The sequence below is a fragment of the Curvibacter lanceolatus ATCC 14669 genome, assembly GCF_000381265.1.
GTDB classification, from domain to species: Bacteria; Pseudomonadota; Gammaproteobacteria; order Burkholderiales; family Burkholderiaceae_C; genus Curvibacter; species Curvibacter lanceolatus.
On sequence record NZ_KB906258.1, the window covers coordinates 143535 to 164268 of the forward strand.

19 protein-coding genes are annotated in these 20734 nt (G+C 68.2%); 4 read left to right on the forward strand and 15 right to left on the reverse strand.

The genetic code is table 11. The annotated features are described in order from the left end of the window. Positions 1 to 11: 11 nt before the first annotated feature. The 6 genes from ypfJ to F624_RS0112945 form a co-directional block, all read right to left on the reverse strand. Entirely contained in the window at positions 12 to 890 is an 879-nt protein-coding gene (ypfJ, locus tag F624_RS0112920) for a KPN_02809 family neutral zinc metallopeptidase (protein WP_019574730.1), read from the reverse strand. A gap of 151 nt (positions 891 to 1041) precedes the next feature. Then, on the reverse strand, positions 1042 to 1320 hold the full coding sequence (locus tag F624_RS0112925; protein ID WP_157443457.1) for a hypothetical protein: 279 nt from the start codon (positions 1318 to 1320) through the stop codon (positions 1042 to 1044). A gap of 175 nt (positions 1321 to 1495) precedes the next feature. Continuing rightward, positions 1496 to 1882, reverse strand: coding sequence for a cupin domain-containing protein (locus F624_RS0112930; protein ID WP_245573630.1), 387 nt, complete (start codon positions 1880 to 1882; stop codon positions 1496 to 1498). Then, the gene (gene dcd / locus F624_RS0112935; RefSeq protein ID WP_027478110.1) at positions 1879 to 2445 is read right to left on the reverse strand and encodes a dCTP deaminase; all 567 of its coding nucleotides are present in this window, start codon (positions 2443 to 2445) and stop codon (positions 1879 to 1881) included. Before dcd ends, F624_RS0112930 begins: the two co-directional genes overlap by 4 nt. Positions 2446 to 2517: 72 nt before the next feature. Next, positions 2518 to 3840 carry a guanine deaminase gene (gene guaD, locus F624_RS0112940; RefSeq protein ID WP_019574734.1) on the reverse strand — a complete coding sequence of 441 codons (1323 nt, stop codon included), beginning with the start codon at positions 3838 to 3840 and terminating at the stop codon, positions 2518 to 2520. Positions 3841 to 3896: 56 nt separating this feature from the next. Continuing rightward, entirely contained in the window at positions 3897 to 5495 is a 1599-nt protein-coding gene (locus tag F624_RS0112945) for an aminotransferase class V-fold PLP-dependent enzyme (protein WP_019574735.1), read from the reverse strand. Between the two features lie 145 nt (positions 5496 to 5640). Here F624_RS0112945 and F624_RS0112950 point away from each other — a divergent pair, with 145 nt between their 5' ends. Further along, positions 5641 to 6126, forward strand: a complete 486-nt coding sequence (locus tag F624_RS0112950) for an Lrp/AsnC family transcriptional regulator (RefSeq protein WP_019574736.1) — start codon at positions 5641 to 5643, stop codon at positions 6124 to 6126. Between the two features lie 35 nt (positions 6127 to 6161). Next, positions 6162 to 7808 (forward strand): phospholipase D family protein, encoded by a 1647-nt coding sequence (locus F624_RS0112955; protein WP_245573631.1) that lies wholly within the window; start codon positions 6162 to 6164, stop codon positions 7806 to 7808. 22 nt (positions 7809 to 7830) lie between these two features. On the opposite strand, the gene F624_RS0112960 is transcribed toward F624_RS0112955, so the two are convergent. After that, positions 7831 to 8940, reverse strand: coding sequence for a BMP family ABC transporter substrate-binding protein (locus F624_RS0112960; protein ID WP_019574738.1), 1110 nt, complete (start codon positions 8938 to 8940; stop codon positions 7831 to 7833). Positions 8941 to 9089: 149 nt separating this feature from the next. Here F624_RS0112960 and F624_RS0112965 point away from each other — a divergent pair, with 149 nt between their 5' ends. Next, the gene (locus tag F624_RS0112965; RefSeq protein ID WP_084679510.1) at positions 9090 to 10304 is read left to right on the forward strand and encodes an MFS transporter; all 1215 of its coding nucleotides are present in this window, start codon (positions 9090 to 9092) and stop codon (positions 10302 to 10304) included. On the opposite strand, the gene F624_RS0112970 is transcribed toward F624_RS0112965, so the two are convergent. Then, on the reverse strand, positions 10301 to 11215 hold the full coding sequence (locus F624_RS0112970) for a LysR substrate-binding domain-containing protein (protein WP_019574740.1): 915 nt from the start codon (positions 11213 to 11215) through the stop codon (positions 10301 to 10303). The two genes, F624_RS0112965 and F624_RS0112970, sit on opposite strands and share 4 nt — an antisense overlap. A gap of 80 nt (positions 11216 to 11295) precedes the next feature. On the opposite strand from F624_RS0112970, the gene F624_RS0112975 reads away from it, so the two are divergent. Next, positions 11296 to 12594: an MFS transporter gene (locus F624_RS0112975; RefSeq protein ID WP_031254917.1), complete on the forward strand. Its 1299-nt coding sequence runs from the start codon at positions 11296 to 11298 to the stop codon at positions 12592 to 12594. Here the strand turns inward: F624_RS0112975 and F624_RS0112980 are convergent. From F624_RS0112980 to F624_RS0113010, 7 genes are all read right to left on the reverse strand, one after another. After that, positions 12554 to 13606, reverse strand: a complete 1053-nt coding sequence (locus F624_RS0112980) for an adenosine deaminase (RefSeq protein WP_019574742.1) — start codon at positions 13604 to 13606, stop codon at positions 12554 to 12556. The two genes, F624_RS0112975 and F624_RS0112980, sit on opposite strands and share 41 nt — an antisense overlap. 107 nt (positions 13607 to 13713) lie before the next feature. Then, positions 13714 to 14706, reverse strand: coding sequence for an aromatic ring-hydroxylating dioxygenase subunit alpha (locus F624_RS0112985; RefSeq protein ID WP_019574743.1), 993 nt, complete (start codon positions 14704 to 14706; stop codon positions 13714 to 13716). Positions 14707 to 14809: 103 nt separating this feature from the next. Beyond that, on the reverse strand, positions 14810 to 15967 hold the full coding sequence (locus F624_RS0112990) for a BMP family ABC transporter substrate-binding protein (protein WP_019574744.1): 1158 nt from the start codon (positions 15965 to 15967) through the stop codon (positions 14810 to 14812). Between the two features lie 87 nt (positions 15968 to 16054). Further along, the gene (locus tag F624_RS0112995) at positions 16055 to 16975 is read right to left on the reverse strand and encodes an ABC transporter permease (RefSeq protein WP_019574745.1); all 921 of its coding nucleotides are present in this window, start codon (positions 16973 to 16975) and stop codon (positions 16055 to 16057) included. Continuing rightward, complete coding sequence (locus F624_RS0113000; protein WP_019574746.1) at positions 16975 to 18054, reverse strand: ABC transporter permease; 1080 nt, start codon at positions 18052 to 18054, stop codon at positions 16975 to 16977. Before F624_RS0113000 ends, F624_RS0112995 begins: the two co-directional genes overlap by 1 nt. Then, positions 18041 to 19633 carry an ABC transporter ATP-binding protein gene (locus F624_RS0113005; protein ID WP_019574747.1) on the reverse strand — a complete coding sequence of 531 codons (1593 nt, stop codon included), beginning with the start codon at positions 19631 to 19633 and terminating at the stop codon, positions 18041 to 18043. Before F624_RS0113005 ends, F624_RS0113000 begins: the two co-directional genes overlap by 14 nt. 58 nt (positions 19634 to 19691) lie before the next feature. Next, complete coding sequence (locus tag F624_RS0113010) at positions 19692 to 20624, reverse strand: LysR family transcriptional regulator (RefSeq protein WP_031254919.1); 933 nt, start codon at positions 20622 to 20624, stop codon at positions 19692 to 19694. Positions 20625 to 20734: the final 110 nt, after the last annotated feature.

Sequence of the window (20734 nt, forward strand, 5' to 3'; positions counted from 1 at the left end):
AGGCCGATGACTCAGAGATTTCGGGTGTTGAAAGTGTCGCAAGCGCGAACCGTGCCCTCACGCAACCCGGTGGCAAACCAGCGCTGGCGCTGAGCGCTGCTGCCGTGCGTGAAGCTCTCTGGCACCACCGCACGCCCTGCCGCTTTTTGCAAGGCATCGTCCCCGATGTGAGCCGCCGCATTCATCGCCGACTCGATGTCGCCGCTCTCCAGGATGTGTCGGCTCTGATCGGCATGCTGGGCCCAGACACCGGCCAGACAATCGGCCTGAAGTTCCAGCCGCACACTCAGCGCGTTGTAGCGCTCTTGGCTGACCCGGCCGCGCGCCTCGTCCAGCTTTTGGCTGATGCCCAGCAAATGCTGCACATGGTGCCCCACCTCGTGGGCGATCACATAGGCCTGGGCAAAATCACCCGGCGAGCCAAGGCGGGTGCGCAACACTTCATAGAAATCAAGGTCGATATAGACCTTCTGATCCGCCGCACAATAAAACGGGCCCATGGCCGACTGCCCTTGGCCACAGGAGGTGGGGGTACTGCCCCGAAACAGCACCAGACGAGGCTCGCGGTACTGGCCACCGGAGCGCTGGAAGATGTCTTTCCAGACATCCTCGGTATCGGCCAGCACCACCGAGACGAAACGGGCCAGGCGATCTTCTGCGGGGGGAGCGTGGCTGCTCACCGGCGCGGCCGGTGCAGGGCCACCACCGCCTTCGAGCAGCCCCAGCAAGGTGAGCGGGTTGATACCCATGAACCAGCCCACGGCCAGCACCACCAGCACGGTGCCCAGGCCCAGGCGCCCTCCTCCCAACGAAAAACCACCGCCGCCTGCAGCGGGCTGGTCTCGGCGGTCTTCAACGTTGCTGGAACTTCTCTGGTCTTCCCATTTCATGTGGCGCTCCCAAGCCGATCAACGGCGGTCAGCGCGGATGCTACCTGGGAGCTGCGCACAAAAGGGACCGGGCAGCGTGAAAAATGGCACGGCTTGAGCCTGCCAGAGGGACGCGCGTCGCGCTGTCGCAGGCTGGGGTGAGGAACCGGGCTCAGGGATTGCGACGCTGGGTGCTTGGGATGTCGCAGGCCGGATGCAGGGGTCGCCCTGGTACGGTGCCACACATGGCCGACAGTTCGCGCTGCTGCACCCAGGCGGCAGGCGCAGGGGCAAAGGCATCGTCTTCTTGGGGGCTGGCGCTGTAGAGCAAACCGCCGCGGCTCAGGACTTCGATCATGACCAGGACGGCCAGCACGCCGCCCAAGGCAATCAGCATGGGAAAGTCCAGCCATTGCGTCCAGCGGATCGTTCGACTGGAAGAGATTTTCATGACACAGAGCTCCTGTTGGGTGACAGGAAATCGTAGGTAAGCAGATATTTCAGGGCTGTAGGACGGAAGCCCATCCCCCCGTGCGAAATGTCCAGCAGATGACACAAACGCCGCTGACACCAGCACAAGTACCGTTCAAAAACCAGCCGCACCGGTCCAGAGTCCGGCTCCAAAATCAGTCGAGGATCACCCAGGCCTTGATGACGGTTTCCAACACCTCGAAAGCGCCCCTGAAACCCGCGGGGATGTGCAGGCTGTCGCCAGGGCCGGCTTCGCGCCAAGCGCCGTTCTGGTCATGCACGCGGCAGCGGCCCGACAGCACGGTGAAGACCTCTTGCTGGGCGGGACCGAACTCGATGCGCCAGCGGCCCGGCTCACAACGCCAGAGCCCGCTGCTCAAGGCAGTGGCCTGGCCCACCGGGGCGGTCACGGCCGTCCAGGTTTCGCGCAAAGGGTTGCCCACCTCCAGGCGCTCGGGCCGAGGCCGGGAGAGTTCGGGCGCGCCTGCGGACTCCAGCGTGTAGCCGGTGGTCTGCACCGGCGACGGAGCGGGGGTGCTCAAGCGCGCGGCAGGGTCACGCCATGCTGACCCTGGTACTTGCCGCCGCGGTCCTTGTAGCTGACCTCGCAGACCTCGTCGCTCTCGAAGAACAGCACCTGGGCGCAACCTTCGCCGGCGTAGATGCGGGCCGGCAGCGGGGTGGTGTTGGAGAACTCCAGCGTCACATAGCCCTCCCATTCGGGCTCGAACGGCGTCACGTTGACGATGATGCCGCAGCGGGCATAGGTGCTCTTGCCCAGGCAGATGGTCAGCACATTGCGCGGGATGCGGAAGTACTCGACCGTGCGGGCCAGGGCGAAGCTGTTGGGCGGGATGATGCAGGAGTCGCCCTCGAAATCGACAAAGCTCTTTTCATCGAAATTCTTCGGATCGACCACGGTGCTGTGGATGTTGGTGAACACCTTGAATTCAGGTGCGCAGCGGATGTCGTAGCCGTAGCTGCTGGTGCCGTAGCTGATGATCTTGCGACCCTCCTGCTCACGGATCTGCCCCGGCTCGAAGGGGTCGATCATGCCGTGCTGCTCGGCCATGCGCCGAATCCATTTATCGCTCTTGATGCTCATGGGAATGCTCCGTTGCCCGCCCTGGCGCAGGCCGGGCGTTGGGCGGCCCATTGTAGGGCAGCCCGCCAGTGCTCAAGTGGGGATGACAGCGGCCTGGCCGGCCACAAAGGTCTGCTCGATGAGGCGGTCGTCACCCAGCACGATCAAGGCGAACAACAGCTCGTCCAGGTTGCGCGCCTGGGCCGTCTTGCGCGCCAGCAGGGGCGTGGCCTGGGGGTTCAACAACACGAAGTCGGCTTCGCTGCCGGGCTGCAGATTGCCGATGCTGGGCGCACCGGGAGCACCCGCCACGCCGCCCAAGCCCAGCGCCTGGGCCGCACCGGCCGTGTGCTGCCACCACAGCTGCTGCGGGCTCAGCGACAGCCCGGGCTTGGTCTGCCCCTCGCGGCCCACGTAATAGGCGGCCAGCATGGTGTGGAAGGGGCTGAACGAGGTCCCGCCGCCCACATCGCTGGCCAGGCCGTAGCGGTAGCCCACCCGGTCGGCGCCTTCGTAGTCGAAGAAACCACTGCCCAGAAACAGGTTGCTGGTGGGGCTGACGGCGGCGGCGGCCCCGGTTTCACGCATCAGGGCCCGGTCGTCGTCATCGAAGTGGATGCAATGGGCGTAGATGGCGCGCTCGCGCATCAGCCCGAAGTCGGCGTAGGTGCCCAGGTAGCTGCGCGACTCGGGGAACAGCTCACGCGCCCAGGCGATCTCGGCCTTGTTCTCGGCCACGTGCGACTGCACCCACACCTCCGGGTAGCGGGCCGCCAGCTCGCCGGCGCCGCGCAGCTGGGCGGGGGTGCTGGTCGGGGCAAAGCGCGGCGTGATGGCGTAGCCCAGCCGGTCCACCCCATGCCAGCGGCGGATCAGGTCTTCGGTGTCGATCAGGCTTTGCTCGGTCTGATCGCGCACCCCATCCGGCGAGAAACGGTCTTGCAGCACCTTGCCGGTGATGAAGCGCATCTGCCGCTGGCGTGCCTGCTCGAACAAGGCATCGACCGACGCCGGGTGCGAGGTGGCGAAGGCCAGCGCCGTGGTCACGCCATGGCGCAGCAGCTCGTCCAGGAAGAAACCCGCCACCTCGGTGGCGTAGTCGCCATCGTGAAAGCGTGATTCGTGGGGAAAGGTGTAGTTCTCCAGCCAGGGCAGCAGGCCTTCGGCGGGCGAGCCGATCACATCGGTCTGCGGGCAGTGGATGTGCAGATCGACAAAACCCGGCGCCAGGATGCGGCCCGGGTGGTGCGTCACCACCACGCCCGGGTAGCGGTCGATCAGCTCGCGGTACGGGCCCACGGCCCGCACCACCGGCTGGCCCTGGGCGTCGGGTCCGATCACCAGCAGGCCATCTTCTTCATAAACGGCAGAACGGTCATCGGCAAATCGGAGGATGGCGGCGCGGTGTGCTTTCATGGGGCCGCAGCATACCTGCCCTCACCCCAGCCCCGATATGCCAGCCGCCATAACCGCTATTGCGACAACGGCATGCCGCTTGCACGGGCTTGCGCCAGGGCGGAGGCTCCGGCCAAAGCCACCAGCCCGCCCACCAGTTGACCCACCTCGGCGTGACCGCCGGCCAGCGCCTGCGCCGCCGCGCGCTGGCTGCGCGCCCCGCTGCGGCAAAAGAAGAGCAAGGGTTGCGGCTCACCCAGCCAAGCCGGCAGCGCCTGTGCCAGCTCGGCCAGGGGCACCGATTGCACCGGGCGGCCGACCAGGCGCGTCAGACCACTGGCCAGGTGCTCGTGGGGCTCGCGCACGTCCACCAGGCGGGCCTGGGGGTGACGGGCCAGCCAGTCTGCCAGCGCTTCGGGCGTGATTCCCGGGGCCTCGGTGAGGTCTGTCAGAGCAGGCTCCGCCGCCGCAGACACCTCCCCGTGAGCCGTTCTCAGAGCAGCCCCACAGGCGAGCAGGCGCTCACAAACCTGATCCACAAAGGCCTCGTCCACCAGCAGGCCCAGCGACAGACGCACCGAGGCCGTGCTGCGCGACTCGGGCCACCCCATCGCCGCCAGCACGGCGCTGGGCTTGGCCTGGGCCGCCGAGCAGGCACTGCCGGCACTCACCATCAGGCCGGCTGCCTCCAGGGCGCTCATCAGGCGCTGCGCAGGCACGCCGGGCCAGGAGAAATTGAGCGTGGTGGGCAGGCTGTCTTCCAGCGCGGCGTTGAACACCACCCCGGGGAAGGCCGCCTCCAGGGCCTCGCACAGGCGCTGGCGAAAGGCCTGCAGCCGCGCCGGCGGGCAGAAGGTGTCGCCGCGCTGCAAGGCCGCCAACACGGCACCCAGGGCGGCGATGCCGGGCATGTTCTCGGTGCCCGACCGGGCGCCACCCTCCTGGCCGCCCCCGGCGATCAGGGGGGTGAAGGGGCTGCCTTCACGCACGTACAGCAGACCCACGCCCTTGGGGGCATGCAGCTTGTGGCCGGAAAACGGGGCGTAGTCGATGCGGCTGGCACTCAGGGTCAGGCTGAGCTTGCCCAGGGCCTGCACCCCGTCCACCAGCCAGAGCACAGGGCTGTCGAGTTCGCGCAACAGGGCCTCGATGCCGGCCAGATCGCTCACCACGCCCGTCTCGTTGTTGGCCGCCATGGTGCACAGCAGCCCCACCTGGGGCAAGGCGGCGCGCAAGGCGGCCAGATCGTGCCGGCCCCGCGCATCCACGGGCAGGGCGCGCACTTCATAGCCCAGGCCCAGCACCTGGTTCCAGTGCGCCAGGGCCTCGGGCACGGCCTTGTGTTCGGTGGCGCCGTACAGCAGCACCCGCCCCGCCGGCAGGCCCTGACGGCGGCGTTCACGCAGACCGCACAGGGCCGACAGCACCGCGGTCTGGATGCCCTCGGTGGCGCCGCTGGTGAACAGCAACTGGCCCGTGCTCGCCCCCAGCACCTCGCGCGCCCGTTGCCGGGTCTGGCTGAGCAGGGCCTGCGCCCTCAAGCCCAGCGCGTGGGTGCTGCTGGGGTTGCCATAGGCGCTGAGCATGGCGGCCTGGGCCGCGGCCGCGGCCTCGGGCAGCACGGCACTGGTGGCGTTGAAATCGAGGTAGAGCTCGGCGGGCAGGTCCAGGTTCATGGCGGTTCGTCAGGGTGTTCAAGCACTGGCCGGCGGCCAGGCAAGCCCCAAAGTCTAGGGAGCCAGGACTTGAAAAACATTCCAAAAATCCCCCATTCAGCGCTTGTTGAGAGAAAATTTTCCCAATTTCAAGCCTAATCAAAACATGAACCCACTGGACCGCATCGATCTGCAACTGCTGGACGCCCTGCAACACGATGGCAGCCTGTCCATCGCCCAGCTCGGGGAGCGGGTGGGTCTGTCGTCCACGCCGTGCTGGAAGCGCGTCAAACGGCTGGAGGACGAGGGCTACCTGGAGCGGCGCGTGGCCATCGTCAACCGCAAGAAGGTGGGCCTGCCGATCACGGTCTTCGTCAGCCTGCGCATCGCCCGACACGACGAACGCTGGCTGGCGCAGTTTGCTGCCGCCGTGACCGCCCTGCCCGAGGTGCAGGAGTTCCACCGCATGAGTGGCGATGTCGACTACCTGCTGAAGGTGGTCACCACCAGCATCGAGGGCTATGACGCCTTCTACAAAAAGCTGATCCGGGTGGGAGAGCTCAGCGGGGTCTCCTCGGCGTTTTCGATGGAGCAGATCAAGAGCAGCACAGCCTTGCCGCTGGCCCTGCCGGGTCGCCAGGACGGCGCTTGAGGCGGCCCGACTCAGGGCCCACAATCGCGTTCACCATGCCCATCCGACCTTGCACCCACGGGTTGCCGCGCATGCTGCGGGCCCTGAGCCTGCTGCTGATGCTGGCAGCGCTGTCCGCCTGCTCCAGCCTGCCCAAGCCGCCGCCGGTGGCCCCGACCCACGCCATCGCCGGGTTCGAGGACACGCCGCTGGCTCGCATCACCCAGCCACAGCTGCCTGCCGACGGCCGCTCGGGCTTTCTGCTGCAGCCCTACGGGCCGAACTCCTTCGCCACCCGGCTGGCCCTGTGCCGGCTGGCCACACGCAGCCTCGATGTGCAGTACTACCTGCTGCAGTCCGACCACACGGGCCGCACCCTGATGCGCGCGCTGCGTGACGCGGCGGCCCGCGGGGTGCGCGTGCGCGTGCTGGTGGACGACCTGCACACGGCCGGCTCGGATGACTTGCTGTTGGGCCTGGCGGCCCACCCCAACGTGGAGCTGAGGCTGTTCAACCCCTTCCCCGGCGGACGCGGGCACCTGCTGACGCGCTTCATCAGCTCGGGGCTGGACATCGGCCGGGTGGACCGGCGCATGCACAACAAGCTGTTCGTGGCCGACAACGTGGCGGCGGTGGCGGGCGGGCGCAACATCGCCGACGAGTACATGGTCAATGCCGAGGGCAGCAACTTCATCGACATGGACACCTTTGTGGCCGGCCCGGCGGTGCGTGAACTCTCGCGCGCCTTCGACCTGTACTGGAACAGCGAACACGTCTACCCGGTGGGCCAGATCGCCTTCAGCCCGCTGAGCCCTGAACAGCGCCGCGGCCAGTTCGAGCGCCTGAGCGCCAGCACCCACCCGCCCACCGACACCGGGCGGATACCGGACGATGGGCAGGTCCAGGGCTCGGGGCTGGACCTGCCTTTTGATCGCCTGTCGCCCGCCCTGGTGCGCATGCTCAACCTGCCCTACGAGTTGGCCGAGGGCCGGCTGGGGCCACTGCTGCCGGCCCAGGCCCGCGTGCTGGTCGACCCGCTGAGCAAGACCGAAGGCGTGAACGAACACGAGCACTCCATCACCGGCACGGTGTTTGAGGGCACCTACCAGTGGTTCACCACCAGCCGGGAGCTGCTCAGGATGACCTCGCCCTACTTCGTGCCGGACGACAAGGCCCTGCAATCGCTGGCCGAAGCACGCCAGCACGGGGTGCGCCTGCAATTGGTGACCAACGCGCTGGCCGCCACCGATGAGCCCTGGGTGCATGTGGGCTACTCGCGCCAACGCCGGGCGCTGCTCAAGATGGGGGTCGAGATCTTCGAGATCAGCCCCAGCCTGAGCGCCAAGCGCCGACGCCTGGGCGTGATCGGCAAGAGCCTGAGCGCCCTGCACATGAAGAGCGCCATCCTCGACCACCGCCAGGTGTTCCTCGGCTCGATGAACCTCGACCCGCGCTCGGTGCGGCTGAACACCGAACTGGGCCTGATCATCGACAGCCCCGAGATGGCCGCCCAGTTGGAGGCCATGGGCGACCTGGCCAGCGTCTACCAGCTGCGGCTGGCCGCCGATGGCCAGGGCATCGAATGGATAGAACGCAATGGCGAGGGCCAGGAGACGGTGCACTCCGAAGAGCCCGAGACCAGCCCCTGGCTGCGCTTCAAACTGTGGCTGCTGGGGCCGCTGGTGCCCCTGGGCGAACTCTGAACTCTGAATCGTGGCGTGACGCTCAGCGCAGGCTGCCCTGCACACCCTCGACCAGCCAGTTCAGGTTCAGGATCTGCTCGTCGCTCAGGGCCTGGCCGGGCTCGATCACGGTGTGGCCCTGGTTGTCGCGCACCGGCTGGGCGCCGGCCTTGAAGGGCTGCAGGCGGCCGGCCGCCATGTCCTTCTGCCGCGCCAGCACCTCGTTTTGCACCGCTTGGGGCACCTGGGGCCCGAAGTCGCCGACCCGGATCATGCCCTCGCGCACGCCGCCCCACAGGGCCGTGGGCTTCCAGTTGCCCTCAGCCACCGCCTTCACGCGGGCCGTGTAGTAAGCGCCCCACTCGTGGGTCACGGCCAGGATCTGCGCCTGTGGCGCCACCTTGCGCATGTCCGAGTGGTAGGCCACGGCCAGCTTGCCACGCTCCTGCGCCGCCGCCATCACGGCCGACGAGCCGGTGTGGAAGGCCAGCACGTCGGCGCCCTGGTTCATCAGCGTCATGGCGGCATCGCGCTCGCGCGGTGGGTCGAACCAGGCGTTGAGCCACACCACCTTCACGCTGGCCTGCGGATCGACCGAGCGCATGCCCAGCATGAAGGCATTCAGCCCTTGCAGCACCTCGGGGATGGGAAAGCCCGCCACATAGCCCGCCACATGGCTTTTGCTCATGCGGCCGGCCGCGATGCCCGCCAGGTAGCGCCCCTCGTAGTAGCGGGCATTGGCCACCGCCACATTGGCCGCCGTCTTGTAGCCGGTGATGGACTCGAACTTCACCTGCGGAAACTCCCGCGCCACCTTGAGCGTGGGCTCCGTGTAGCCGAAGCTGGGGGTGAAGATGATCTGGTGGCCCTGCTGGGCCAGGTCGCGGATCACGCGCTCGGCGTCGGCCCCCTCGGGCACGTCCTGCACATAGGTGGTCTTCACCCGGTCGCCCAGCGCGGCCTCGACCGCCAGGCGCCCCTGCTCGTGCTGGCGCACCCAGCCGGCCTCGGTGATGGGGGCCACATAGACAAAGGCCGCCTTGACGGGGGGCGTGGCGGGGGCCGCAAGAGCGGCTTGGTGAGTGACCAGGGGGGTGAAAAAACAGGCGGCCATGAGGGCGCTGCGGCCCCTGGCGGCGAGGTTTTTGTACATGGTGTTCCTCGACATGGCCCCGGAATGCAAAAGCCCCAGCGGCCGGGGCACCCGCTGGGGGTCGTGATTTTAAGCCCCGCCCCGATCGCGATGGCAGGGCCCGCAAAGCGGCAAGAGACAGGGCCGGCAGCGCCATGAACAATGCCTGCATGAACACCCCACCCTCACCGGCACCCACCGGTTCAGCCCATTGGAAACGCAACCTCTGGGTCTGCATGTTCGGCTCCTTCACCACCATCGTGGCCATGACCCTGTTGCTGCCCTTTTTGCCGCTGTACGTGGAGCAACTGGGCGTGCACGACCCGGCCGCCATCGTGCAATGGTCGGGGGCGGCGTATGCCGCCTCCTTTCTGTCGGCCGCCCTGGTGGCACCGCTGTGGGGCCGGCTGGCCGACCGCTATGGCCGCAAGCTGATGCTGATCCGCGCCAGCCTGGGCATGGCCGTGGCCATGGCCCTGATCGGCCTGGCCAGCAATGTCTGGCAACTGGTGCTGCTGCGCCTGCTGGCGGGCTTTCTGGGCGGTTATGCCTCGGGCTCGACCGTGATGGTGGCCACCCAGACGCCCAAGGCCCAGTCGGGCTGGGCGCTGGGCACGCTGTCGTCCGCCGTGATGGCGGGCAGCCTGGTCGGCCCGCTGGTGGGCGGCGTGCTGCCCCAGTGGATCGGCATCCGCTGGACCTTCTTTGCCGCCGGCGCCGTGATCTTTGTGGCCTTCATCGCCACCTGCACCCTGATCCGTGAAGACGTGCGCCCCGCGCCCCGCCCCGCCGCCGGGGCCCCCAGCCGCTGGCAGGCCATTCCCGACCGGCGCCCGCTGCTGGCCATGCTGTTCACCGGCATGCTGCTGATGCTGGCCAACATGTCGATCGAGCCCATCATCACCGTCTACGTGGCCACCCTGGTGCCCGACCCGGCCCAGGTCACCCTGCACGCGGGCCTGGTGATGTCAGCCGCCGCGCTGGGCAGCATCGTGTCGGCCTCGCGCCTGGGGCGCCTGGCCGACCGGGTGGGCCACTGGAACGTGATCATCGCCTGCCTGGTGGTGGCGGCCCTGCTGCTGCTGCCCCAGGCCTTCGTCACGGCCACCTGGCAACTGGTGGGCCTGCGCTTTCTCATGGGCCTGTCGCTGGGCGGCCTGCTGCCCTGCATTGCGGCGGTGATCCGGCACAACGTGCCCGAAGGCACGGCCGGCCAGATGCTGGGCTACTCCACCTCGGCCCAGTACACAGGGCAGGTCACCGGCCCCATGCTGGGCGGGCTGATCGGCGGCCACCTGGGCATGCGCTGGGTGTTCCTGGGCACCAGCGTGCTGCTGGCCTTGGGGGCGGCCTGGAACTGGCGCACCCAGCGCCGCATCCGCTAGACCAGCGGCAGGGCCTCTCGCAGCAGCCGCGCCAGCTGCTCCACCACCGGCGGAACCTGGGTCTCGCCCCGGTAAAGCACCAGGCTGATGGTGGGCAGGGCCGGCAGGCCGCAGGCCGCGGCCTCCAGCCTTTGCACCCCGGGCGGGCAACCCAGCGCCGTGCGCACCGTCAGCCCCAGGCCCGCCGAGCTGGCCGCCCACAGGGCCGCCAGGCTGGCACTGGTGAAGGCATGGCGCCAGGCGGTGCCCTGGGCGTCCAGGGCCGCCATGGCCATGCGCCGCACCGGGCAGGGCTCGTCCAGCAGCACCAGGGGCAGGGGTTCATCGCTGCGCCAGCCGACCGCATCGGCGCCCCACCAGGCGGGCCGGTCGCTGCCATGGGCCACGGCCGGCCCGATCCAATGCAGCGGCGTCTCCAGCCAGCGCTCGGCGCCCGGCAACAGGGGCTGATCGCCCGTCTCCCACACCAAGGCCAGGTCCAGTTGGCCCTGGCTCAGCCGCTCGCGCAAGCCGGCGCACCGCATCATGCTGGCCTCAATGCGCACCTGCGGGTGGGCCCGGGCAAAGCGCCCCAACACCTGGGGCAGCAGCACCTCACCGAACTCCTCTTGCAAGCCCAGGCGCACCCGGCCCTGCAGGTGCAGTCCCCGCAAGGCCGCACTGGCCTCGTCATTCAGGTCGATCAGGCGCTGGGCATAGGCCAGCAGGGTCTCGCCGGCCTCGGTCAGGGCCAGGCCCCGGCCGGCCTTGCGGAACAGCACCGCCTCGGCCTGGGCTTCCAGCTTCTTGAGCTGCGCGCTCACGGCGGAGGTGGAGCGGCCGAGCCGGTCGGCGGCCTTGGCATAGCTGCCCAGGCGCACACCGGTCACGAAAGTGCGCAGAACGTCCAGGTCAAACAAGGCTTGCGGCATTGAATCGTCCCATTTTTCAAAACAATTGATGCTGAATTTTCTGATTTTCAAAATCATTGTGCCAGCCCACACTGCGGGCCATGTCATATCCCCTTCCCTTGCCCCAGGTCTCCCACCCGCCCATTCACCGATGGAAAGTGCTTGCCGCCGGGGTGGCGGCCAATGCGGCTTTTTCTGTGGCCTTCAGTGGCCTGCCCATGACGGCCGTGCTGCTGCGCCAGGCCTACCAGCTCGACAACGCCCAGCTGGGGCTGATGCTGGGCCTGATGGGCCTGGGCATCGCACTGAGCGAACTGCCCTGGGGCCTGCTGACCGACCGATTGGGCGACCGCCCCGTGCTGCTGGCGGGCCTGGGCGGCACCGCACTGGCCCTGCTCGCCCTGGCCGGGTGGGCCGCGCCGGGCGCCCCTTTGTGGGTGCTGGGCGCCGGCTTGCTGGGGGTGGGCCTGTTGGGGGGCAGCGTCAATGGCGCCAGCGGCCGGGCCGTGATGGGCTGGTTTCCGGCCTCCGAGCGCGGCCTGGCCATGAGCATCCGCCAGACCGCCGTGCCCCTGGGCGGCGGCGTGGGGGCCTTGCTGCTGCCCTGGCTGGCCTGGCAGGGGGGCTTTGCCTGCCTGTTCGGGGTGCTGGCCAGCCTGTGTGGCGCAGCGGCCCTGCTGTGTGCGGCCTGGGTGCACGAGCCCGCCCATGACGCCCCCGCCCCGGGTGCCGGCCCGCTGGCCCCGGCCCCACGCGCCCTGCGCGACCGCCGGGTGTGGCGCCTGGCCAGCGGCATCGGCCTGCTGTGCGCGCCGCAATTCGCCGTAATCTCGTTCGGTACCGTCTTTTTGCACGACTTCGGCGGTCTCAGCCTGCCAGCCTGCACCGGGGCCATGGCGCTGGTGCAGGTGGGCGCCATGGGCTTGCGGGTGTGGAGCGGCCGCTGGACCGATCGCCACGGCAACCGCCCAGCCTACCTGCGTGCCTGCGTCGCTGCGGTGATCGCGGTGTTCCTGGGCCTGGCAGCGCTGAGTGCCCTTCAACCGGCATCGCCGGCCGCGGGCTGGGGGCTGTCGCCCCACTCACTCCAAGCGCTGCTGGCCGCCTGGCTGGTGCTGGCCGGCCTCGTGGTGTCGGCCTGGCACGGCGTGGCCTACGCCGAGCTGGCCACCCTGGCCGGGGCCCGGCAATCCGGCACCGCCCTGGGCCTGGCCAACACCTGGGTGTTTGTGGTGTGCTTCGTGACCCCCAGCGTGCTGCCCGGCTTGCTGCAGTGGCAGGGCTGGCCCGCGGTGTGGCTGGCGGCCAGTGCCTGTGCGGCCTTGGCCGGCCCCTTGTTGCTGGGGCCTGGGGCCAGTGTCAGTAATCGTTCTCGGAAAAGCTCAGGAACACCTCTTTGAGCTCGTGCTCCCACTGGTGGCGCTGGGCCTCGGTGACAAAGCTGGCCTCGAAGCTGTTGCGCGCCAGCGTGTAGGCGTGGTAGGCGTCCAGCCCGGTGGCGGCAAAGGTCTGCACGAAGTTGTCGTTCAGGTAGCCGCCAAAGTAGGCCGGGTCGTCCGAATTGACGGTGGCCACCAGGCCCGCATCGAGCAGCTGGCGCAGGTTCGAGCTGGCCAGGTCGGGGAACACGCACAGCTTGACGTTGGAGAAGGGGCACACGGTCAGCGGGATGCGGTCCTGGGCCAGGCGCTGCATCAGGGCCGGGTCTTTCAGGGCCTGCACGCCGTGGTCGATGCGCTCGACCTTCAGCACGTCGAGGGCGCTCCAGATGTAGGCCGGCGGGCCTTCTTCGCCGGCGTGGGCCACCAGGCGCAGGCCCAACTCGCGGCAGCGCGCAAACACGCGGGCAAACTTTTCGGGCGGGTGGCCCAGCTCGCTCGAGTCCAGGCCCACGCCGATGAAGTGCTCACGCCAGGGCAAGGCCTGCTCCAGCGTGGCCAGGGCGTCTTCCTCGCTGAGGTGGCGTAGAAAGCACAGGATCAGCGAGGCATCCACCCCCAGCTGGGTGGCCGCGTCGGTGCAGGCCCGGTGCAGACCCTGGATCACGGTGGCCATGGGCACGCCGCGGGCGGTGTGGGTCTGCGGGTCGAAGAACAGCTCGGCATGCACCACGTGGTCGGCCGCGGCCCGCTGCAGGTAGGCCCAGGCCATGTCGTAGAAATCCTGCTCGTGCAGCAGCACGCTGGCGCCGGCGTAGTAGATGTCGAGAAAGCTCTGCAGGTTGGTGAAGGCATAGGCCCGGCGCAGGCTCTCCACATCGGCGTAGGGCAGGCTCACCCCATTGCGCTGGGCCAGGGCAAAGATCAGCTCGGGCTCGAGCGAGCCCTCGATGTGGATGTGCAGCTCGGCCTTGGGCATGCGGCGCAGCAGCTCGGGCAGGCGTGCCGGTGCGATGTGGGGAATCTTGAACATGGGGGCCTTCCGGAGAGTTTGAAGTTTTTTACCACAGCGCCCAGGGCGCGACAGAGCGTTTTCCCGCCCTGCCGGCCTGGGGCTTGCGCTGCATCAGGTCGCGCTGATCAGATCACGCCGAAGCGCACACCGCGGCGCGCCAGCATGCGGCGATAGGCCACCGACACCCGGTCGGTGGCGGCATGGCGCTCGGCCTGCAGGTCCAGCGGCAGGCGCTTGGGGGTCTGCGACTCGAGCACCGGCTGGTCCTGGGTGAAGATGGTGTGCTGGAACGCGGCCAGCTTCTCGTCGGGTGATTCGAAATCGGCCACCGCCAGGCGGAACCAGACCCGGCTGGTCTCGGGCGTGACGGGGCAGATGTAGAGCGCGATCGACTCGCGCCAATCGACCACCGCATCGGCCACCGCCGTGGTGCCAGCCTCGGGCACCTTGGTCAGCAAGGCGCAATAGGGGTCGGTCACCTCGTAGCCGTATTCCACCTGGGCCGGCGCGGTGGAATGCAGGTTGGACTGGGGCTGCCAGGCCTTGCAGCCGGTGGCGATCAGGCCGCGCGGCGTGTCGTGCACCTCGTAGGCATCGATCTCGGGTCGCGCGCGCAGGCCCAACCAGCCCTCGTGCACGAACGAGAAATGCGCCATGTCCAGAAAGTTCTCGACGATGCGCGGGGCGCTGGCCGCCACGTCGTAGGGCCCGCAGTTCATCTTGCGCAGGCCGGCATCGGCCTCGGCCTCGAACGGAGGCAGTCCCGGGTCTTCGCCGGAGGCCTCCAGCCGCACCCAGACCAGGCCATGGGCTTCGCGGCAGGCGTGGGCGGTGGCGCAGTGCGAGGCCGGGGGCGTGAAATCCGGCAGGGCCGGCACCTGCACGCAGCGCCCGCCCGACTCGAACTGCCAGCCGTGGTAGGGGCATTCCAGCCGACCCGCCTGCACCTGCCCGAGCGACAGGCGCGCACCCCGGTGGGGGCAACGGTCGGCCCAGGCCTGCACCCGGCCATCGGCGTCACGCCACAGCACCAGAGGCTGCTCCAGCAGGGTCACGGCCACCGGGCCGGTCTGCACCGCGCTGGCCAGCGCCACCGGGTGCCAAAGGTTTTTTTCCATGGTGATTCCTGAATGTCCTGAACGTGTCGGCGTCCCAATTGAAAAGAGCTGCCCAGGGGCAGCTCTTGCAACGCTCGGGGCCGAGGCCCCAAGGCGCGAGGTCTTACTTCTTGTCGCCGCCGGGGACCTTGCCTTCCACGCCCTTGACGTAGAAGTTGATGCCGCCGAGGAACTTGTCGTCGGCCACTTCGTCCTTCTTCAGCAGTTCCTTGCCGGCCTGGTCCTTGATCGGGCCCTTCCAGATCGCGAAGCTGCCGTCGGTCAGGCCCTTCTTGATCTCTTCGACCTTGGCCTTGGTTTCAGCCGGCACGTCTTCGGCGATCGACACCAGGTCGATCGCGCCTTCCTTCACACCCCACCAGCTTTGGCCGGTTTCCCACTTGCCTTCGAGCACGTCCTTGGTGGCCTTGATGTAGTACGGGCCCCAGTTGATGATCGAGGAGGCCAGGTGGGCCTTGGGACCGTAGGCGGTCATGTCGGAATCCCAGCCGAAGGCACGCTTGCCTTTTTCTTCGGCGGTCTTCAGCACGGCCGGCGAGTCGGTGTTCTGGAACAGGATGTCGGCGCCGCCGTTGATCAGGGCGGTGGCGGCTTCGGTTTCCTTGGGCGGGCTGAACCATTCGTTCACCCACACCACCTTGGTCTTGATCTTCGGGTTCACGCTCTGGGCACCCAGGGTGAAGCTGTTGATGTTGCGGATCACTTCAGGGATCGGCACCGAGCCCACCACGCCCAGCGTGTTGGTCTTGGTCATGGCGCCAGCGATCACGCCGGCCATGTAGGCGCCTTCGTAGGTGCGGCTGTCGTAGGTGCGCATGTTGGGCGCCGTCTTGTAGCCGGTGGCGTGTTCGAACTTCACGTCCGGGGTGTCGGCGGCGACCTTGAGCATGGTCTCCATGTAGCCAAAGGTGGTGCCGAAGATCAGCTTGTTGCCCTGGCCGGCCATGTCGCGCAGCACGCGCTCGGCGTCGGCCGATTCAGGCACGCTTTCCACGAACGAGGTCTGGACCTTGTCACCGAACTCTTTTTCGAGCGCCTTGCGGCCGTTGTCATGGGCGAAGGACCAGCCGCCATCACCCACCGGGCCGACGTAGGCGAAAGCGATCTTCAGCGGCTCGGGCTTGGGCGCCGGGGCAGCGGCCGGGGCCGGTGCAGGCGCCGGTGCCGGCTCTTCCTTCTTGCCGCAACCCACCAGGGCCGCTGCGGCAACCGCAGACAGGGCGGCTACCTTGAGCAGGGAGCGTTTGTTCAGGTCAGTCATGTCAAATCCTTGTTGAGGTCGGTGACGAGGGTTGAAAAATTGATTATCCAGTCAGGAAAAACAAAACAGCAAGGCCTTTGCCCCGCTTCAGGCGCCGGGATAGAAAGGCTTGCCCAGCGATGCCGGCATGTTCACGCGGATCCAGACCGGGTTGCGCGAGATCAGGGCCAGCACCACCACGGTGGCGAGGTAGGGCAGCATGCTCAGGATCTGGCTGGGCACGTTGACCCCCACCCCCTGCAAATGGAACTGCAGCATGGTGACGCCACCGAACAGATAAGCCCCAAGCAACACCCGTGCCGGGCGCCAGGTGGCGAAGGTGGTCAGGGCCAGGGCGATCCAGCCGCGCCCGGCCACCATGCCCTCCACCCACAGCGGGGTGTAGGAGATCGAGATGAAGGCGCCGGCCAGGCCGCACAGCGCGCCGCCCACCATCACGGCCCCCAGTCGGATCCGCCGCACCGGGTAGCCCAGCGCATGGGCCGACTCGGGCGACTCGCCCACCGAGCGCAGCACCAGACCGGCGCGCGAGCGGTACAGGAACCAGCTCAGGGCCAGCATCAGCGCGATGGCCCCATACACCAGCGGGTGCTGGCGGAACAAGGCCTGGCCCAGCAGCGGGATGTCGCCCAGCAGCGGGATGGAAAACTGCGGCCGCTCAGGCAGCTTGGCCTGCACGTAGTTGATGCCGGCAAAGGCCGAGAAGCCCACCCCGAACAGGCTCAGCGCCAGCCCGGTGGCGTACTGGTTGGTGTTGAGCCAGATCACCAGCACACCGAACAGCCCGGCCAGCAAGGCGCCAGCGCCCATGCCGGCGGCAAAGCCCAGCCAGTCGCTGCCCGTGTGCGACACGGTGGCAAAGCCGGCGATGGCCGCGCACAGCATCAGGCCCTCGGCGCCCAGGTTGACGATGCCGGCCTTTTCGTTGATCAGCAGGCCCAGGGCCGCAATGGCCAGCACGGTGCCCGCATTCAGCGTGGCCCCCAGAAGCAGTGCATAGGACTCCATCAGCGGGCCCCTCCCGTGGAACGCGTGGTGACAAAACGGACCCGGTACGCAATCAGCGTGTCACAAGCCAGCAAAGAGAACAGCAGCAGGCCCTGGAACACCCCGGTCAGCGACTTGGGCAGGCCCAGGCGCGACTGCGCCAGTTCGCCACCGATGTAGAACATGCTCATCAGGATGGCCGAAAACACCATGCCCACCGGGTGCAAACGCCCCACGTAGGCCACGATGATGGCGGCAAAACCGTAGCCCGCCGGCACATAGGGCGTCAGCTGGCCGATCGGGCCGGCCACCTCCAGCGCACCAGCCAGGCCGGCCGCGCCGCCCGACACCAGCAGCGCCAGCCACAGGGCCTTGCGCGACGAAAAGCCTGCGTAGCGCGCCGCGGCCGGGGCCAGCCCGCCCACCTGCTGGGCAAAGCCCGCCTTGGTGCGGAACAAAAACACCCACAGCGCGGCCGAGCCGGCCAGCGCGATCAGCAGGCCCACGCTGACGCGCGAGCCTTTCATGAGGCGCGGGATCTGGGTGGCCGCATCGAACATGCGGGTCTGCGGAAAGTTGTAGCCCGCCGGGTCTTTCCAGGGGCCGAACACCAGGTAGCTCAGCAGTTGCACGGCCACATACACCAACATCAGGCTGACCAGGATCTCGCTGGCATTGAAGCGGTCGCGCAGCAGCGCCGTGATGCCGGCCCACACCATGCCGCCCAGCACGCCAGCCAGCAGGATGGGCACGATGATCCAGCTGCCCGTGCCCTTGTCGGCCAGCAGGGCCACGCCGCCCGCGGCCAGCGCGCCGATCACGAACTGGCCTTCGGCGCCGATGTTCCAGACATTGGAGCGGTAGCACACGGCCAGGCCAAGTGCAATCAGCAAGAGCGGCGTGGCCTTGACCATCAATTCGCCGATGGCATAGGCGCTTTTCAGGGGCTCCCAGAAGAACACCTGCAGCCCGCGCAGCGGGTCTTTGCCCAGCAGCATGAACAAGGCCACACCGATCAGCACCGTGATGGCCAGCGCCAGCAGCGGCGAGCCCAGGCCCCACCAGCGCGAGGCCTGTGGCCGGGGTTCAAGCTTGAACATGGCTCACCTCCGCTGCGGCACCCTGGGCCTGGTCCAGTTCGGCCAGGTGGGCCTGCACGTCTTCATTCCAGAGTCCACTCATCCATTCGCCTATCTTTTCCACCGTGGCCTGGGTGCGCGCCACCGAGGGCGACAGACGGCCCTTGGCGATCACATGCAGCCGGTCACTGATCTCGAACAATTCATCGAGCTCTTCGCTCACCACCAGCACCGCGCAGCCCGCATCGCGCAGGGCCAGGATCTCGCCGCGGATCTGGGCCGCCGCGCCCACGTCCACCCCCCAGGTGGGTTGCGAGACGATCAGCAGCCGGGGCTTGGCGTCGATCTCGCGGCCCACGATGAACTTCTGCAGATTGCCACCCGACAGCGACTTGGCCGCCGCCTGGGGCCCACCGGCCTTCACGTTGAAGCGGCGGATGATGTCGGCCGCCTGCACCTCCAGCGCGCCCAGCTTGAGCCAGCCGCCCCCGCCCACCGCCTCGTCACGGGTCAGCAGCAGGTTGTGCGCCAGGCCCATGGTGGGCACCGCCCCGCGGCCCAGGCGCTCTTCGGGCACGAAATGCAGGCCCAGGGCACGGCGCCGCTGCGGCGGCAACTGACCGGCCGCCTGGCCGGCCACGCTGATGGCCGCCGGCGCGGCGCGCGTGTCTTCGCCCGACAGGGCGTACAGCAGCTCCTGCTGGCCGTTGCCCGAGACGCCGGCAATGCCGACCACCTCGCCGGCGCGCACCTCCAGGTTCACGTCGATCAGGTCGACACCGAACTGGTCCAGGCGCGGCAGCGACAGGCTGGACACGCCCAGCACCGTGGCGCCCAGCTTGGCCGGCCGGTGTTCGAGGGCCGGCGGCTCGGCACCGATCATCAGGCGCGACAGCGAGGCATTCGATTCTTCGGCCGGGTTGCAGACGCCGGTCACCTTGCCGCCCCGCAGCACGGTGCAGGCGGTGCAGAGTTCACGGATCTCGTGCAGCTTGTGGCTGATGTAGAGGATGCTGCAGCCCTCGGCCGCCAACTTCTTCAGCACCACGAACAGCTTTTCGACCGCCTGCGGGGTCAGCACCGAGGTGGGCTCGTCCAGGATCAGCAGCTTCGGGTCGGTCAGCAGGGCGCGGATGATCTCCACCCGCTGCATCTCGCCCACCGACAGGGTGTGCACCGGGCGGCTGGGGTCGATGTCCAGCCCATATTCAGAGGCCTTCTGGGTGATGCGGCGCGTCACCTCGGCCAGCTTGAAGTGCTTGTCCAGGCCCAGCCACACGTTTTCGGCCACGGTCAGGGTGTCGAACAGGCTGAAATGCTGGAACACCATGCTGATGCCCAGGGCCCGCGCCTCCTGCGGGTTGCGCACGTTCACGGGCTGCCCATTGAACAGCACCGTGCCCTCGTCGGGCTTGACCGAGCCGTAGATGATCTTCATCAGGGTGGACTTGCCGGCGCCGTTCTCGCCCAGCACGGCATGGGTTTCGCCGGGCTGCACGGTCAGTGAGACCCCGCTGTTGGCCACCACCGAGGGGTAGCGCTTGGTGATGCCCTGCAGCACCAGGCGGGCGCTGGGCGGGGGTGAAGCGTGCGTGTTCATGCCGCGGATTTTCTCAAAGTTTGGCGGGTCACAAGGGGCTCCTGTGGGGGATCTGTTGCTACTCTTTTCGAAGCGAGGCGGCGACCGACTTGACCCGGTCGCGCAGCCAGGCCGCCGCCACCGAGGTGTGCGTGCGCTCGTGCCAGAGCTGGTAATACATGAGCCGCGGAAAGGCCACCGGGCAGGGCAGGATGCGCAGCGGGTAGCGGTCCACAAAGCGCTCGCAGAACTGCCGGCCCGTGGTCAGCACCAGCAGGCTGGAGGCCACCATGGCCGGGATCAGGCTGAAATGCGCGCAGCGCGCCGTGATCTGCCGCTGGACACCCAGCGTGTCGAGGTGATCGTCGATCACACCCCGTGCACCGGGGTGGGTGGGCGTGGGGGCGATGTGTTCGGAGGCCAGCCAGGCGGCCTGGTCCCAACCCCGGCGCACCGCCGGGTGCTCGGCCGCCACCAGGCACACCACCTCGTCGCCGAACAGGCGCCCCATGTGCAGGTCGTCGGGCGGTTTGGGCCAGTTGCCGATCACCACATCGAGCTGGCCCTGGGCCAGGTGGGCGTGGTAGTGCGTGTCGGCCGACAGCGGGTGGATCTCGATCTGGCAGAACGGGGCCTGCACCTTGATCTGCGACACCAGCTGGGGCAGGAACAGCGGGTCGAGGTAATCGCTCGCCGCCACCCGGAAGGTGTTGCTGGCGGTGCGCGGGTCAAAGCCACGCACATCGGTGAACAGCACCTCGGCCGCCCGCAGGATGCTGGCCGCCGGCTCGACCATGCGCAGGCCGGCGTCGGTGGGCGTCATGCCCGAACCCGAGCGCACCAGCAGCGGATCGTCGGCCAGATCACGCAGGCGCTTCAGCGCCGCCGAGACGGCGGGCTGGTGCATGCCCAGGCGGATGGCGGCGCGAGAAACGCTGCGTTCGGTTAACACGGTGTGCAAGACCCTTATCAAGTGGAGGTCTATCTTGTCGAAAAGGGCTTGGTCTCTCATAGCAGGGGCTGCATTCTTGTCATACGTCAACGCTTATGCTGGCGACCATGGCTCGCCCTACCCTCTGAACCAGACGGCAGTCATCCAAGGGATTTCCCCAGGCTGCCAAA